This is a genomic window from Seonamhaeicola maritimus (assembly GCF_008056315.1).
In the GTDB taxonomy this organism is placed as follows: domain Bacteria; phylum Bacteroidota; class Bacteroidia; order Flavobacteriales; family Flavobacteriaceae; genus Seonamhaeicola; species Seonamhaeicola maritimus.
Genome location: NZ_VRKQ01000018.1, coordinates 110825 through 127295, shown reverse-complemented (window position 1 = coordinate 127295; position 16471 = coordinate 110825). Strand labels below are relative to the sequence as shown.

The following is a 16471-nucleotide window of genomic DNA, read 5'->3' as shown; positions in this document are numbered from 1 at the left end:
ACAACAAATCATGAAATAATATGTATCTATAAATAATTTAATTGTACATCTCAATATAGAATCAATATTTACTAGCCCATTATTGATATAAACCAAAAATATTTTACCCCACTTAAGAAATTAGTGAGCATAAATAAAAATAGGAAACTAGTGAACTTAAATCAAATTACTTTTTGCCAATAAAAACTTTAGAATTGAGGTTTTTGATAGTTTTTTGAGAAGATTCACCATTAGACCAAGTGATTTTAACTTTTACTGATTTATCACACTGTCCTAAACCAAAATTCACAAAATTATCAAAGCCCTGAGAATATTGTGCTCCTGTAAAACCAACACGATATACCTGTTTACCAGCACAAGAGTTAATCTCTACTACCGCCCCTAATGCAGATACATTTGCTTTTTGAGAATTCCCAACTTCAATTGTTATGTATTTATTGTTTGCAGCATCAAGCAATTCATTTTTAAACAAATGCCATTTTCCACGTTCATTACCAATAACAACATCTACTTTTCCATCTTTATTATAATCTATAACCTCAACAGCCATTCCAATAGCTCCTAATTCTTTAGAAACAATACCGTGATTTTGAACTTTTTTAAACCCTGATTTCCCTTGGTTTAAGAATAAATGTGATTGATTGTCATATACTAGTTTTCCTCTTCTAATAACTAGAATATCTTTGAAACCATTATTGTCAAAATCGGCTACCGTACTTGCCATGGTATGCTCTCTATTAAGTAAACCTAGTTTTTCAGTAACATCTTTAAATTTTCCGTTCGAATTTTCTAAAAGAATATCATTAAATCCTTGAGGGTTATTATAGGGTTTATAACTTTTCACTCCGTGCACTACTCCTGTAGAAGGCGCCCAAAGGAATCCAGCAATTCGCCATTTTCTGTTGCCAACGTAACCAATGTACCAGCCTTTCTTTTCATTATAATTAGCATTATCTGGAAAGCCAAGAGCATCACTATTAACCAATCTTATATCCTTTCCTGAATGCGTTTCTCCTTCAAATTCATAATCATACGAAGCCTCTCCTATAAAATATGTATCATTATTAGGCCATTGCGATTGGAAATTTTCCATTTCCAAAACATCGCCAGTTTCTAAATCATCAAATTGAAATTCTCCTCTTGTAGTAAAGAATCCCCAATCTTTTGTTTCTGGGTTATAAAAGTTTTGTCCGCTCTTGAAGTCATTCCCTCTTGTGATAAATAAATCTAAATCACCATCATTATCATAATCAATTTCACAAATACTGGTAGTTTCTTCTATACTATACGGAAATATTTTATCTGTAACTTCAGAATAAGTTAAATCACCATTTCCTCTAAAAGCCCTTGTTTTTCCATGACCATATAGAATAATATCTAAGATGTTATCTGTGTTAAAATCTGTCACCACAGTCTTTTGTCCGTTTACCTTTATAGCAGGCAATGTTGAATGAAGAATAAGTTCACCGTTCCCATTATTTTCATATACATAGTTCTCGCTTTCTCCTTTTTTAGCACTATCAGGAAACGCAAAATTTAATAAATCTAAATCTCCGTCATTATCACCATCTATAAATCTTACTGTACGGCCTCGCATTAAAGCCAAGGGTTCTTTAAAATCTTGAAGTGACACAAACTCCCGACCTACAACTCTATACATTTTAGAGTTTCTGGCATTACTACCAGAACCACCACCACGAGACATTACTACTTCAAGGTTTCCATCATTATCAAAATCGCCCACAGAAACACCGTGTAAATCACCCATAATGATATCATAAGGTTTAGCAAATTTACCCTTGTTATTCCATTGCACCTGAATACCAAAACCATGATCGTTTATCAATAAATCTTGATAACCGTCTTGATCCAAATCTGCCACAACGGGTGCATCCCACTTTCTTAAGTTTTTCTCTTGACGAGGAAATTCTTTGAAAATTTCTTGAAACGAGTTTGATTGATTTGATTGTGCAGTAACGTTATTTAGTAAAAAAAGACTAAATAAAAAACATAAGGCTTGCACCTTGACTCTATAATTATATAAACTCATGAGGATTATTTAAAATTAAAAGCATTAAAGTTTTACCAAACAACAGGCATGAACACTGTCATTTCAGCTTGCCCTCTATTGCTCCAGGCATAATATGGAACCAATTGTGTTTTATGTGAATTAAATACAGGCTTTGTAACTCTTTGATACATATCATCAGTTTTTCCTTGCCTTAATAAAACTTCTGTTTCAACAACAGTAACTCCTCCTAAAAAATCGGGTTTGTGAACTGCCTCAAAAGAAGTATTTCCTTGTAAGTACACATCTAAAATCCCTGTATTTTCAGGTAAATCAGGCGTTTCCATGCAATAAACAATAGGGCCTCTTTTAATAGCCAATTGATTTCTAACCTCCTCAATTCTATCATGACCTTCAAGAAGCGTAACTTCCATTGGCATACTTAATACAATAGTATCCCCGGCTTTCCAAGTTCTAGTAATAGTTGCAAATGTTCCAGGGTTAACATCAACTCCTGCATCTTCACCATTCACCTTTAATGTACTTCCTACTGCCCATTTTGGAATTCTAAATTTAATATCAAAAGCTGAATCTTTACATTCATCAACAGTAATTTTTACTATTCCTTTCCAAGGATAATCTGTGTCTTGCGATAATTTTAAAGAAGAGCCATCTATCATGGTTGTCTCTAAATTATTTCCTCCAAATAAAACAACAGCTACTCCATTTTCTGATAAATTATAGGCCCAACCAGAACTTTTACAAATAGTTCTAACCAAGTTTGGTGGACAACAGAAACATTCTAAATACGGTTGTCTCACAGGACTCTCGGTTACATCAGCATGAGCATCATAATTCCTAGTATTGTTTACCATTCTTAACGGATTAGAATAGAAATAATCTTTTCCCTCTAAACTTATACCAGACAAACCACTATTATATAACACCAACTCAATAATATCTGCGTATCTAGATTCCTCTTTAATACCCATCATTCTATGACTAAACATAGCATTACATAAATTGGCGCAGGTTTCATTATAGGCTGTCATATTTGGCATCATATAAGCATCTATAAAACCTTCTTCAATCATGTCTAAACTGGTTGAAGCCCCATAGTGAGCTTGCCCAACAGCACCAGTAACATACATTTTTTTGTCAGTTACGTTTTCCCATAATTTATCTAAAGCATCAATTAAAGCTTTTTCACCAGTTTCGGCATAAACATCGGCAGCCCCAGCATAGTAATACAGTGCTAGAACAGCATGACCTACAGCTTCTTCAGATTCTCTCAACGGTGTTCTTTCTTGAACCATATCTCCTATTGGATATCCTTCAGTTGTAGAATCGTGCTTTATTTCATAAGTACCTCTACGGTTAATGAATTTTTCTGCCAGTCTTAAATATTTTTCATCCTTTACAGTTCTATACAACTCAACCAAACCCATAATTTGGGTTTGATTAAATCCAAAACGTTGGTAATGTTTTGTATCTGGCATAAAATAAGCATGTAACAAGTCTGCTTGCTTTACAGCAATATCTAAGAAATTATTTTTTCCCGTTAATCGATTGTGAACAGAAGCTGCAATAAACAAATGCCCAAAATTGTACATTTCATGGTACTTCCTGTTCTCAAACCTATCAACACCTTCGGTAATTTGAACATGGGTATGTATGTAACCATCTTCTTCCTGAGCCCTTCCAATTAAGGCTATATATTCATCTAATTCATTTAATATAGACTCATCTTTAGAAAGTGCATATATATATGTTTTGGCCTCCATAAATTTAAAGAAGTCACCATCATGCCAATAAAATCCTTTGTGCTCACCTTCTTTTTCTCCAGCAGCAATTTTAAAGTTATTTAATCCGTGACCAATGTCACCACATAAAAGATCTCCCATATAAGGAAGCATCTTTTCTTGCGCTGTTTCTACCTTTTCTGACCAAAAACCTGAAGTCCATTTACAATCACCAAAATTGATGCTTTTTAATTTTACATATGGACTTGCAGAAGTGTTTGTTATTGCTTTATCGTGATTACTCATGATTATTTATTTTGCCTTTAATATTTTTTAATTTTTATAATTCTTGCTAATGGATAAATATTAATCGTACTTCTCCATATATTTTTTAACCAACTCTGGATTTCTGAACCAATCCATTCGGTTAGTGTCATATTTTTCGAATTGCTGTTTAAGCGTCCATAAAGGACGTTCTAAAGTCAACTCCCATTCCCATAGTTTTTTAAACATACTTTTTAAACGATCAGGGTGTTCCGCAGCCAAATCGTTTTGTTCTGTTAAATCTTTGGATAAATCATATAATTCTGCTGGTCTATCTGCAAAACGGATGAGTTTCCAATCGTTCTGCCTATACACAGCACGTACATCTTTTTTCCAAAATAAATCTTGGTGTGGTCTTGCTTTATTTACTCCAGTAACAAATGGAATTAGATTAACACCATCTACATCTTCCAAATCGGCAACATCACCACCAGCCGCAGCATAAAATGTTGGTAATAAATCGAATGTACTTACTGGATAATTATACACAGTACATGCTTTAAATTTACGAGGCCACTTTATTAAATATGGCACTCTAAAACCACCTTCTAAATGGTTTGATTTTGTTCCGCTTAAAGGTAAGTTTAATGAAGCATTTTTATCTGTTGGCCCTCCGTTATCATTAGAAAAAACAACTATTGTGTTTTCATCTAAACCTAATTCTTTAAGCTTATCCATTACCTTACCACAGGCTCTATCTAGTGATAATGTCATGGCAGCAACTTCTTTACGCTTACCCTTTAAATTAGGGAACTTTTTCAAGTCTTCTTCGGTAGCTTCCATTGGAGTATGTACAGCATTAAATGCTAAATAAATAAAAAACGGTTTATCTTTATTTTTTTCAATAAATGAAACTGCTTCATCTGCAAAGACATCTGTAGCGTAACCCTCTGGTTCTTCATAATTTCCGAAATTTCGTTCCATTTTATTATCATGATGCACACCTTTAAAATCTTTATAAGGGAAATAACTCCTTCCGCCTCCTCTAAATCCGTAAAATTCATCAAAACCTCTTCTTAAAGGATGAAAACGATCGGCATTACCTAAATGCCATTTTCCATACATGGCATTTGTATAACCTAAGTTTTTTAAATAATCTGCCATGGTTACTTGATCTACCGGTAAACCCATATCATCTCCTAAAAATTTAGAGTTTTCACTCATATAACCAGGAACATTGATTTCTTGATATCCAAATCTTTGTTGATATTTCCCGGTCATAAGTCCAGCTCTTGAAGGACCGCATGTAGCATCAGTCACATAACCTTCGGTAAACCTAATTCCTTGATTAGAAAGTTTATCTAAGTTTGGGGTTTTCATAATCTTGCTACCATGAAATCCAAAATCTGCATATCCTGCATCATCTGAAAACAAGAAAATAATGTTTGGTTTATCTTGAGCTCTTGATTCTGATTGACAAGAAACCAATAAAAGTAAGACCAATAAATACTCGATATTTTTCATAAACTTTAGTGACATATTTTGTGTTAAATTAAATAAAATAAAGCTACTTTAAATTCAGGTTAAAATTACTTTGCTTTTAAAACAAAAAATAAACTTTAAATATCCTATTATGAAACTTATTTACCCTAATTATGTCTTAATCTGAGGTAATATTGTTAAAATACATGAAGATATTACCTAAATTATACAACTAAACAAAAGGTGTTGTTCAAAATTCATTAAACAACACCTTTACTTTTATACTTTTATCTTTTAACTACTTCTTTTGAAGTTTTTGTTGAATTTCTTCAATGCTTAAACCTTTGGTCTCTACCAAGTATTTGGAAAGAACTACCATACCAATGAACACCGTTACCGCATAAAAAAGCAGAGTATTACTTATACCAAAACTAGAGAGCTGTGTTGGAAAAAAGGTTTGAATAAGCCAACTTGTTGTACTTGTTATTAAAGTGAAAAATGGAATAGCAATACCACGTATTGAAGTGGGGAATATTTCTGAGAATAACACCCACATAACCGGACCGACGGAAAAATGGAATGCCGCAATAAAACTAAGGATTCCAATTAAAATTAAAATAGCGTTAATCTTAGCTGACTTTTGAATCAATAAACTAGAATGCTCTCTGGCCTCCTCTTTACCTATAGATTCTATAAGCGCTCTCTTTAATTCAATATCACTACCATACTCGACATCAATCATATTGTTTAAGCGCTCTGGGTTTTCGATTTCAGTAATTTCAGAGATAGCATCTTTTGTGAGGGTATATGTTGCTGTATTAAAACCATAAAAAGCAATACCAAGGCTTATTACAATCCATAACATACCTCCCAAAATCATAGGCCTGCGTCCTAACCTATCTACAAGTAACAAACCAAATACTGTAAAAATTAATCCAGTTAAACCTGTCCAAATAGCTTGCATAAAGGCTGCATTCTTTCCAAGTCCTATCTGCTCAAAAACAGTTGGCGCATAAAACAGAATAGCATTAATACCAGAAGTTTGTTGCGCTATTGCCAAAGTAATAGCGACAATAAAAATTACGCGATACTCCTTTCTGAAAATTCCTTTAAATTGTGCTAAGATTGAACGCCCTTCAGAATCGTCAATACTCTCTTTCATTTCTTCCATATGCGCTTCTATTTTATCAACAGGCATTAGCTTTAACAAAGTTTTTTTAGCATCTTCCTCTCTTCCTTTGAAAAACAACCATGTTGGACTACGAGGAACCATAAACAAAAGTCCTAGCCATATAATTGCCGGAATAATCTCAGACCCCAACATCCATCTCCATGTGTGCTTGTCAAATCCAAAATCTGCTACCCATGCAGCATCAGATGCTCCCCATTGTAATATTAAATAATTAATAAAGTAGGCCCCAGATAGTCCTATTACAATATTAATTTGAATCATAGTTACCATTTTTCCTCTAAGCGCAGGTGGTGCAATTTCACCAATATACATAGAAGCTAAAGAAATTGACGTAAACGCTAAACCTCCTAAAAACCTAAATGATAATAAGCTAATATAATCTGGAGCCAAAGTTGAGCCCACAGCAGAAACCACATATAAGGTAGCAATTATTTGCAAGGTCCTTTTTCTTCCTAAAATATCACAAGCAAAACCAGCAAAGAAAAGTGCCAACAAAACACCTGCAGCAGGGGCACCTACCACCATACCTAGCTGAATTTCATTTAATCCAAATTCTTGAGAAATAAAATCAACTGTTCCAGATATTAAAGCTGCATCTAAACCAAAAACGAAGCCTCCCATGGCTACTATGGTTGAATAGATATAAGCATTCCTTTTGTATGAACTCATAATAGTTTAGATTAAAAAGTTTAGTTAGTTTATATGTTTGAAAAGATATTAATCATTTAATTGTTTGGTAATCTCCTTAAAGGCATTCATAACAATTCCAACGTCAACTGCATAAGAAATGTATTGAACACCAACATCTCGCCACATTTTTGCTTTTTCAGGCGATTCTGTGAAAGTACCCACAGATTTACCATATTTTTGAGCAACCTCTACAGCCTCTTTCATGGCATTTACTACTTTTGGATGGTCTACTTCTCCAGGAACACCACATGATTGAGATAAATCATAAGGTCCTAAGAAAATAACATCTATCCCGTCAACCTTAACAATTTCAGATAGATTATTAATTCCTTCCATACCTTCAATATGAATAATTGAAATGACTGAATCATTTGCTTTTCCAAAATGGTTTTGCGGACCAATATTAGTATATTCTGCAGCACGTACATATCTGCACATACCTCTTTCTCCTTTCGGATAAAATTTTAAAGCTTTCACCAATTTATCGGCATCAGCTTTTGTACAGATTTGAGGCACTTGAATACATTTAACACCAATATCAAGTGTTCTTAAAATTAGAGTTTCTGAATTCTCTGTAACTCTAACCACAGGAGTTATTCCCCTGGCTTCGGCAGCTCTAACCATATTTTGAACGGACTCAATACTATATGGACCATGTTCCATATCTATGATTACAAAATCAAAACCGCTTAATGCGGCTATTTCTACGATTGCTGGATCTTGTAATTTACAAAAAGGGCCAAAAACTGTTTGACCCTTTCTAAGATTTTCTTTTAATAAGTTTTTTGTCATTTTTAAATTGCTGTTGATACTCGTTTTTTAACTAAATAGTCTTCCAACGCTAAATGTGAGCAGTCATGACCAATACCACTATTTTTATAACCTCCATGAGGTAAATAAATAGCGTATTTCACACCATTGATTTGAATTTCACCAAATTCCAATTCTTCGGTAAATCTTTCAATTCTTTTGTGATCATTTGTAAAAATGTAAGATGCTAGTCCAAATTCAGTATCATTTGCTAATTCAAGTACCTCATCGTCAGTTTCAAAAGCCATAATTCCAGCCACTGGTCCAAAAGTTTCTTGGGTAAATAATTTCATATCGGTTGTAACTCCGGTAACAATAGTTGGCTCAATCCAGTTTCCTCCTTCTGGGAATCCTTCTGGAATTTTACCACCATACTCTAAGGTACCACCTTTACTTACTGCATCGTCAACCAAATCGAACATTCTATCTCTATCTTTTTTACTAACTACGGGGCCCATAAAGACATCAGGATTCTCCTTAATTCCGAAACCTAATTTGACTTCCGAAGCTCGCTTCACATATGCTTTGACGAATTTATCATATATATTTTTATGAACAAAGATTCTATTGGCTGCGACACAAATTTGACCTGAATTTCCAAATTTTAATCCAATTGCTAAATTTAAAGCGGTTTCAAAATCTGCATCTTCAAATACAATAAATGGTGCATTCCCTCCCAATTCCATACCAAATTTTTTGATAGAAGTGGTACTATCTGCAATAACACGTAATCCAGTTGCTGTAGAACCAATCATAGTCAATACTGAAGGAATTTTACTTTTAGTTAAAGTAGTAGCCACCTCACTACTCGGTCCTGATAATATATTCACAACTCCTGCCGGGAAATTTATACTTTCCAAAATTTCACCAATAATATATGAAGATAATGGAGATAAGGCAGATGGTTTTATAATTATGGAACAACCTGAAGCTAAAGCAGGTCCTAATTTAAACCCTACATTCAAAAGAGGGAAATTCCATGCCAAATATGCCACAGCAACACCTGCTGGTTTAGATATCATTTTATGAGTATGCGTATTCTCGTAATCAGGAATTTGCTCTTCTCTAAGGTTTTTCATTGCTGCTGGATACCACTCAAGAGCATTAACCAAAGCCTCTATATCTTCATAAGCTCCAGCATATGTTTTACCCATTTCATGAACCATAGCAGTTCTTAATTCATGTTCTTTTTCTAATACAGCCGAGCGCAATTTACTCATCCACTCAGTTCTTTCTGCCAATGAAAGTTTAGACCAATACTTAAATCCTTTTTGTGCAGATTCCAATGCTTTCTCAGCATCTTCTTTTCCTGCTTTTGCAACTTGAGCTATCACTTCACCTGTTGCAGGACAAACAACATCATCTTTTTCCCCGCTAACAGAGTCAACTAATTGTCCGCCTATATATAATTTTTTATACCCGAAATTTTGAGTTTTCATGTTCGTTTATTTAAATAGTAATCTTTTTAGTTTTTTTTCCTGCGAAACTTTCCAACATATCTTCATCAACATCAATACCTAATCCTGGTCTGTTTGGCACTTCAATAAAACCATCTTTCATTTCAATTGAAGGGAAAGTTAGTTTTTCTCTTAATCCATTCTCAGTTTGGTCATATTCCATTAAAAATTCTGGTTGATACATACGCCCAGGAACTGATTCAAGATTAGAAATAAAATGAAGAGCTACATGAATACCTATAGACGTTCCCCAGGTATGCGGAATAACATCAATACCATTAGCACTAGCCAAGGCCGCAATGCGTTTAGCCTCTGTTAAACCACCACTTGCACAAATATCAGGTTGAATGATGTCTACAGATTTATTTTGAATTAATTGTTGAAAGCCAAATCTTAAATATTCGCATTCACCTCCAGAGATTGGAATAGTAGTTTTTTGCCTTAACTCATTGTATTGCCCATAAAACTCTGGGGATATTGGTTCTTCAAACCAACCAATGTCATATTTTTCAATTTTCCTAGCTAATTCTGTAGCTTCTCTCAGGGTATACGCATGATTAGAATCTACCATAAGCTTGATATCAGGACCTATAGCTTCTCTCACCATCTTAACATATTCAACATCTTCTTTTATCCCTAATCCAACTTTCATCTTCATAGCTTTAAACCCTTGGGAAACATATAATTTCGCTTCTTCTACAAAATCTCTTGAAGGATTATCATAATCAGTATAATAAAAACCCGTAGCATATGGTTGCACCCGGTTTCTATGTGCCCCACCAAGTAAAGTAGAAACTGGCAAACCTAATATCTTACCTTTTAAATCCCAAATAGCAATATCTATTGCACTCATAGATGCCACAAGAATACCTCTTCTAGCAAAATCAAGTGTCTTACGATACATTTTATTCCAAACCACTTCATTTCCTAAAGGATTTTCCCCTACCACAAAAGGCTTTAAAAGTTTTATTCCCGCCTCCAAAACCGGTGCAGGCCCATAACCTTCTCCCCAACCATATGTACCATCTGAAGCCGTAACTTTAACAACGCATATACAACGTTCAGAATATTCCCATTGAGAAAAGAAAAAACTCTTTGAAAGTTTATCCTTTAAAATAAAGGTTTCTATTTTTTCAATAATCATTTTAATAATAATTTATGTTTCAGAAATTTACTAATAGTAAACCCCTTTTAATTTCGATACTAAATTAGTAGATATAGCTTCATTATAAATTTCATAATTTACCCTAGAGATAACGAATATTACCTTATTTAAGAGTGAAATAGCATTTATTAAAAAGCATTGGAAGATACATAAAAAAAGTATTAGCATATCTCTATACTAATACTTTTTATGCATTTGAATATTTGAATATAAGCTTTAGGGGAGCTGAAAGGTTTTATCAAAATTTGGCATATTGTCAGCACGCCATTGTTCACCTTCTTTTTCAATATGAAACCATCTTGGTTCCACATGCGTTGTACTCCATTCTTTGGATTCAGAAACCAATTCATTTAAAATTCCAGGATGTTGACTGCTTAAATCTTTAGTTTCTCCTAAATCATTCTTAATATTAAAAAGTTTCCATTTTTGTTGATACACTTTTAAAGCTTTCCACTCATTTTTTCTGACCGCCACATCACTAAACCCTTTTCTATGGCGCATAATAAACAAAGATTCATCTTTTCTAGGGTTTTTTCCTTGAAGGAAATCATTCCATATATCTTTTCCATCCAACTGCTTTCCGTCTGGAATTTTTGCATTCCCTAAACCAGCCAAAGTGGGATACATATCTAATGCTGATACTGGATGCTCAAATGTTTTTCCACTTGGAACCACATTAGGCCAATGAAAAAACATAGGTACACGAAAACCACCTTCATAAGAACTCCCCTTACCTTCTTTAAGCGGATAATTATTGGCTCCGGTTACTGTCTTTCCTCCATTATCACTAAAGAAAACAATCAAAGTATTATCATACTGACCAGTTGCTTTAAGTTTTTCAACTATTTTTCCAACACCTCTATCAACGGCATAAACCATTGCTGCATATGTTCTTCGTTTTTTATCCTTAATATGCTCAAACACCTTTAAATCTTCAGCTTTAGCTTCCATTGGTGTATGGGGTGCATTGTAAGACAGATACATAAAGAATGGGTTCTCTTTTTCACCGGCTTCACCAATAAACCGAATTGCTTCTCTAGACAGAGCATCAGTTACATATTCGGTTTCATCAACTTCCTTTCCATTATGTTCTATCGGACGTAGGTACTCCCAAATAAAAGCTCTTCCGCTTTCCTTTTGTCTCTTATAAGCAGCCTTAAATTGTTCTGGAAAATAGTTATGACCTCCCCCAAGAAAACCATAAAAATCATCAAAACCTCTGGTATTTGGATGGTATTCTGTTTTATAACCTAAATGCCATTTACCCATAACACCAGTATAATAACCAGATTGCTGTAGCACTTTACTAATAAAGGTCTCTTTAACATCAATCCCTTTAGATTCATCTCCTTCTGTAGGTAAATTAAATTGAGATCCTATTTTATGTGCGTATCTACCTGTTAATAAACTAGCACGACTTGGACCACAAAACGGATGCGCTACAAAGGCGTCACTACAAATAGTTCCATTTGATGCCAAAGCATCTAAATTAGGTGTAGTAATGTCTTTTGAGCCATTAAACCCAACATCTGCATAGCCTAAATCATCACATAATATCATTAGAATATTAGGCTTAACTTTTGCAGAATGAACAGTTGATTGCGAAGAATCAGTGCTAGCTTTATTCTTTGTGGAATTGCATCCCAATAATGAAATTACAAAAACAAATAAAACCAATTTAGAAGATAATGATGAAAACATATACTTAATAGGTATTTAAACTTCTCATATATTGGGAATACCAGTACATAAGAAGTTATATAATAATTTCAATTAGTTTTACAAATTCTTGAGTTCTTTTCTCATTCTTGCCATAAATGGGGCAACCTCTTTATATGGTTTCCCAACTAATTGTGAAAAATAACCATTAAACGTTTTACTAGACTCACGGTTCTTTTCTTTCTTTTGATCTTCCGTAATTTCACCGCTTTTAAAAGCTTTATTGGAATCCATAAAAGACTTAACCATTACCATTCTATTTTCAGAAAGCTCTTTTTGTTGGCTCTCATTTAAACTATATTCTTTAGCAGCTTCTTCAACAAAATGTTTGTTTTGTTTTTCATGCCACTTAGTTTGACCATAAGTAAATGCAAAAGACATTATTAATACTAATGTTAAAATGATTTTTTTCATGACTTTAATTTAAAATGTTAATTATTTATTTAGTTGTTATTTCTTTTGCCATACTCTGACATACTCAATCTCAAAATCTACTACACCATCTTCTTTTTCTCCTTCCGGACTATAAGTTTCTAGTTCTGCTTTACTTTTAGGTATATCATGCCAAGGGAAACACTCTTGGTCTAGCCATAAGGCAATTGGAACCGTAGCAACATAACCATTATAATCTTCTGGTAAAGTGATTTTTTTTCTGTTTTCCTTAGCCCAAGCAGTTACTTCTTCAGCAGTTACTTCAGAAAACAATTTACCATCAACATAATACTTCATTCCGTATTCACTCCATTCTACACCATAAACATGAAAGTCATCAGCAACTTTAAAGCCTAAATCTTTACGCTCTGTATATGTCGGTTTTCCAGTTACTGGTTTGTTCCAGTCTCTAATAGACCACCATAATTCACTATCCAGGTGTTTTTTATTTGGATTTGTTGTACCTCCATAAAGCTCGTAAAAGTCAACTTCTAATCGTTCTCCCATGGCCCAAAACGCACTAGATATTGGCGCTTTAGCTGCTTTGCTTTTTATTTCCATGTAACCATATAAAAACTCTTTTCTACCTATAAAACAGGCTGTTGTAAGGTTTTCATAAGGCAAAGCTTCTCCAAATACAGGTTTTCTTATTTCATCGCTAAACGGAAAATCTGGCTCCCAACGCGTTTCTAAAATAAGTTTACCATCTTCCAATCTGTAGTTTTTACCAGAAAACTGAGATGGCGCTCTACCCTTCCATACTTTCTTATTTGGTTTATCTGGATGCTTATAAAATGGTTTCCCATTTTTAAACTTGCCAACAATATACCATCTATCCTCATCAATAGTTTCGGCGTCAAACTCATCACTAACTTCTGTATTTAACACCCAGCCACCTTTGTTTTCCTTATCCGTTTGAGGAAGTATAACTTGTTCTGTTTTATTCTGACTTTGACTAATAAATGATATTAATAAAAACATCATTAAGATTATAGTATTTTTCATTTTACCTATTTTATATTCTAGTTAAATCAAGATTTTTGCCAAACTCTAAGATACTCAATTTCAAAATCAACGATACCGTCATCCTTCTTATCATTTGGACTATTCAATTCTAAATCAGATTTACTATCTGGCACCCCATGCCAAGGAAACGTCTCCTGATCAAACCAAAGAAATATCGGTTTTGTGACCACAAAGTTTTCATTTGCACCATTACCACCATTACTATTCGCTACATCATCATAAGCATTAATAGTAGCTCTTGACACAAACTTAAATAATTCACCATCTAGAAATATCTTCACACCATTTGCATCCCATTCAAATCCATATACATGAAAAGCATTGGCAACTCTAAAACCAAGATCATGATGCTCCGTATAGGTTGTTCTACCCTGTCCTGCAGATGTCCAATCATGTATAGACCACCATAGTTCTCTATCTCTCCATTCTTTTCCTGGTTGTCTGTGATCTCCAAACATTTCAAAAAAATCAAACTCCGTATTATTTCCGGTAGCCCAAAATGAACTTGTTACTTCCGCATCAGCAGCTTTACACTTAACTTCCATATAACCATAAAGAAATTCCTTTTTGGCAATAACGGCTGCGGTGGTAATATTTTTATACTCTTCACCAGTATTTGGATGGGTTGCTGGTGAAAAATTATAGTCAGGCTCCCACCTAGTCTCTAATTTTAGTTTACCATCTTCAAGACGCACATTATTTGTTGAAAATTGCGATGGCGGCCTACCCCTAAAGTTAGACTTATACTCACCGTTTCTACCTTGAATTAACCATTTAGACTCATCTAGTACAGTTCCATCAAATTCATCACTAATATCAGTATTTAAAGTCCACTGCCCAATATTAGTTTGATCTGACAATGGATAATTGTCGTTTGGTCCTTCATCAATAGGGTCTGGTTGTTCTACTTGTTCGCCTTCATCATCAGAAGGAGAATCACTCCCAGAACAACTTACTACAGTAACTAAAAATACTGTACAAATAATCCAGCTTAATGTTTTTCTTATTTCTATCATTTTTTTATTTAATCTACACTACAAAACAAAACAAAAAAAGTCATGAGGGATTTTCAAAAGTTACCCTTTACATACAGTATTTTACCAATGTGATTATTAAACCAAGAAAGAATTAGAATAAAGGCTTAAAACCCGAAAAGTTTTAGTAACAACACACCCAAAAGTCCGGAAAGCCCCATAACCAAAGATTGCATAGTTAATGTTTTATAAAGCCGTTTTGGCGGTATTTCATGAAGCCTATTTAATAACCAAAATAAACTAGAATTGGCATGAACCACACAAAAAGAACCACAACCTATTAATGCCGCAACCATTTCTGGAGACACCGGCAAACTATCAATCATAGGTGCCAACATGGAAGCACTCCCTACTAAAGAAACTGTAATTGAACCTGTAGAAACCGTTAAAATTGTAGCAACTGCAAAAGGCAATAGAATACCTAAAAACGGAAAATTAGCAAATACATCAACTATTTGGTTTTGAATACCCGCTTCTTTAATTACAAATCCCAAAGCACCACCTGCTCCAGTTATCATAATTACTAATGCAGATTTTAAAATTGCTTGTTCAACTAAGGCATTTAATTTACTAGATCTACCAGGGCCTCTTAATTGAAACAAAGCTATAAAAGCACCTATTAAAACCGCAATTAATGGAATGGTTAAAAAATTAAATATAGTTGTAAATAGATTATTGTCCTCCAATGTTACAAATGAACCCATTCCTATTAAAACAATAGGCACAACTATTGGTAACAAATCAAGAACCACATTCCCTGTATCTTCTGTATTGGATGAATCTGCACTTTCATTATCTTTAAATAAGGTACTTTTTAGTTTTTCGTCATACTCCAACCATGAATTCTTGCAATAGAAAATAACCCAAAGCACACCTCCAATCATAGCAAAAACGCCCACAATAATATTAATCATAAGCATTCTCCCTAAATCTAAATTAAGCAATTCAGCTACCGCTAAAGGGCCTGGAGTTGGCGGAATTAAAGTATGAGACACCATTAAACCAGCTACCAGTGCCAACCCAATATATAATACTGGCTTTTTACTTTTTACAGATAAAGACTCTGTAACTGGCTGCAAAAGAATATAAGCCACATCAACAAATACGGGAATGGATACAATATACCCTGTAAAACCCATAGCCCAAGGTAATTTCTTTTTACCAACACCTTTAACAATGGTATTTGCTATACGGAATGCACCACCAGTATCTTGCAATACTTCACCTATAAAAGCACCAATTATGATGATAATTGCAATACCTTTTAAAGTTCCACTAAATCCTCTTAAAACAACATCTACAGATTCTTTACCTCCTAAACCAAAGGAAACTGCCATAGCCAATGCAGTTAGAATTAGCGCTATAAAAGGATGCACCTTCCATTTTGATATTGCAAAAATCAAAAAAAGAAGAAAGAATATTAAAATAGAAAGGTTTAGCAACATATGTA

The 16471-nt window shown here is 34.0% G+C and carries 12 protein-coding genes; all 12 read right to left on the bottom strand.

Features of this window, described 5'->3' with window-relative positions:
* Nucleotides 1-166 precede the first annotated feature (166 nt).
* A complete protein-coding gene (locus FUA22_RS15495; protein WP_147769501.1) occupies nucleotides 167-2050 on the bottom strand; it encodes a CRTAC1 family protein in 1884 nt (627 codons plus the stop codon).
* A 32-nt stretch (nucleotides 2051-2082) separates the two neighbouring features.
* Nucleotides 2083-4056 carry a glycoside hydrolase family 127 protein gene (locus tag FUA22_RS15490; protein WP_147769500.1) on the bottom strand — a complete coding sequence of 658 codons (1974 nt, stop codon included), beginning with the start codon at nucleotides 4054-4056 and terminating at the stop codon, nucleotides 2083-2085.
* Nucleotides 4057-4116: 60 nt separating this feature from the next.
* Nucleotides 4117-5538 (bottom strand): sulfatase-like hydrolase/transferase, encoded by a 1422-nt coding sequence (locus tag FUA22_RS15485; protein ID WP_147769499.1) that lies wholly within the window; start codon nucleotides 5536-5538, stop codon nucleotides 4117-4119.
* 256 nt (nucleotides 5539-5794) lie between these two features.
* Nucleotides 5795-7357, bottom strand: coding sequence for an MFS transporter (locus tag FUA22_RS15480; RefSeq protein WP_147769498.1), 1563 nt, complete (start codon nucleotides 7355-7357; stop codon nucleotides 5795-5797).
* 48 nt (nucleotides 7358-7405) lie between these two features.
* On the bottom strand, nucleotides 7406-8170 hold the full coding sequence (locus FUA22_RS15475) for an HpcH/HpaI aldolase family protein (RefSeq protein WP_147769497.1): 765 nt from the start codon (nucleotides 8168-8170) through the stop codon (nucleotides 7406-7408).
* 2 nt (nucleotides 8171-8172) lie between these two features.
* Entirely contained in the window at nucleotides 8173-9627 is a 1455-nt protein-coding gene (locus FUA22_RS15470; RefSeq protein ID WP_147769496.1) for an NAD-dependent succinate-semialdehyde dehydrogenase, read from the bottom strand.
* A 10-nt stretch (nucleotides 9628-9637) separates the two neighbouring features.
* On the bottom strand, nucleotides 9638-10789 hold the full coding sequence (locus FUA22_RS15465; RefSeq protein ID WP_147769495.1) for a mandelate racemase/muconate lactonizing enzyme family protein: 1152 nt from the start codon (nucleotides 10787-10789) through the stop codon (nucleotides 9638-9640).
* Between the two features lie 237 nt (nucleotides 10790-11026).
* Nucleotides 11027-12511 (bottom strand): sulfatase-like hydrolase/transferase, encoded by a 1485-nt coding sequence (locus FUA22_RS15460; protein ID WP_147769494.1) that lies wholly within the window; start codon nucleotides 12509-12511, stop codon nucleotides 11027-11029.
* 78 nt (nucleotides 12512-12589) lie between these two features.
* Nucleotides 12590-12943 carry a hypothetical protein gene (locus tag FUA22_RS15455; protein WP_147769493.1) on the bottom strand — a complete coding sequence of 118 codons (354 nt, stop codon included), beginning with the start codon at nucleotides 12941-12943 and terminating at the stop codon, nucleotides 12590-12592.
* Nucleotides 12944-12979: 36 nt separating this feature from the next.
* Nucleotides 12980-13966, bottom strand: coding sequence for a family 16 glycosylhydrolase (locus FUA22_RS15450; RefSeq protein ID WP_241664841.1), 987 nt, complete (start codon nucleotides 13964-13966; stop codon nucleotides 12980-12982).
* A gap of 26 nt (nucleotides 13967-13992) precedes the next feature.
* Nucleotides 13993-15003, bottom strand: coding sequence for a family 16 glycosylhydrolase (locus tag FUA22_RS15445; RefSeq protein ID WP_147769492.1), 1011 nt, complete (start codon nucleotides 15001-15003; stop codon nucleotides 13993-13995).
* A 125-nt stretch (nucleotides 15004-15128) separates the two neighbouring features.
* Nucleotides 15129-16466 (bottom strand): GntP family permease, encoded by a 1338-nt coding sequence (locus FUA22_RS15440; protein WP_147769491.1) that lies wholly within the window; start codon nucleotides 16464-16466, stop codon nucleotides 15129-15131.
* Nucleotides 16467-16471 lie beyond the last annotated feature (5 nt).

What these genes read in the sequence shown, in the direction of transcription:
- FUA22_RS15495 (WP_147769501.1), bottom strand. Translation starts at nt 2,050, where the DNA reads ATGAGTTTATATAATTATAGAGTCAAGGTGCAAGCCTTATGTTTTTTA.
- FUA22_RS15490 (WP_147769500.1), bottom strand. Translation starts at nt 4,056, where the DNA reads ATGAGTAATCACGATAAAGCAATAACAAACACTTCTGCAAGTCCATAT.
- FUA22_RS15485 (WP_147769499.1), bottom strand. Translation starts at nt 5,538, where the DNA reads ATGAAAAATATCGAGTATTTATTGGTCTTACTTTTATTGGTTTCTTGT.
- FUA22_RS15480 (WP_147769498.1), bottom strand. Translation starts at nt 7,357, where the DNA reads ATGAGTTCATACAAAAGGAATGCTTATATCTATTCAACCATAGTAGCC.
- FUA22_RS15475 (WP_147769497.1), bottom strand. Translation starts at nt 8,170, where the DNA reads ATGACAAAAAACTTATTAAAAGAAAATCTTAGAAAGGGTCAAACAGTT.
- FUA22_RS15470 (WP_147769496.1), bottom strand. Translation starts at nt 9,627, where the DNA reads ATGAAAACTCAAAATTTCGGGTATAAAAAATTATATATAGGCGGACAA.
- FUA22_RS15465 (WP_147769495.1), bottom strand. Translation starts at nt 10,789, where the DNA reads ATGATTATTGAAAAAATAGAAACCTTTATTTTAAAGGATAAACTTTCA.
- FUA22_RS15460 (WP_147769494.1), bottom strand. Translation starts at nt 12,511, where the DNA reads ATGTTTTCATCATTATCTTCTAAATTGGTTTTATTTGTTTTTGTAATT.
- FUA22_RS15455 (WP_147769493.1), bottom strand. Translation starts at nt 12,943, where the DNA reads ATGAAAAAAATCATTTTAACATTAGTATTAATAATGTCTTTTGCATTT.
- FUA22_RS15450 (WP_241664841.1), bottom strand. Translation starts at nt 13,966, where the DNA reads ATGAAAAATACTATAATCTTAATGATGTTTTTATTAATATCATTTATT.
- FUA22_RS15445 (WP_147769492.1), bottom strand. Translation starts at nt 15,003, where the DNA reads ATGATAGAAATAAGAAAAACATTAAGCTGGATTATTTGTACAGTATTT.
- FUA22_RS15440 (WP_147769491.1), bottom strand. Translation starts at nt 16,466, where the DNA reads ATGTTGCTAAACCTTTCTATTTTAATATTCTTTCTTCTTTTTTTGATT.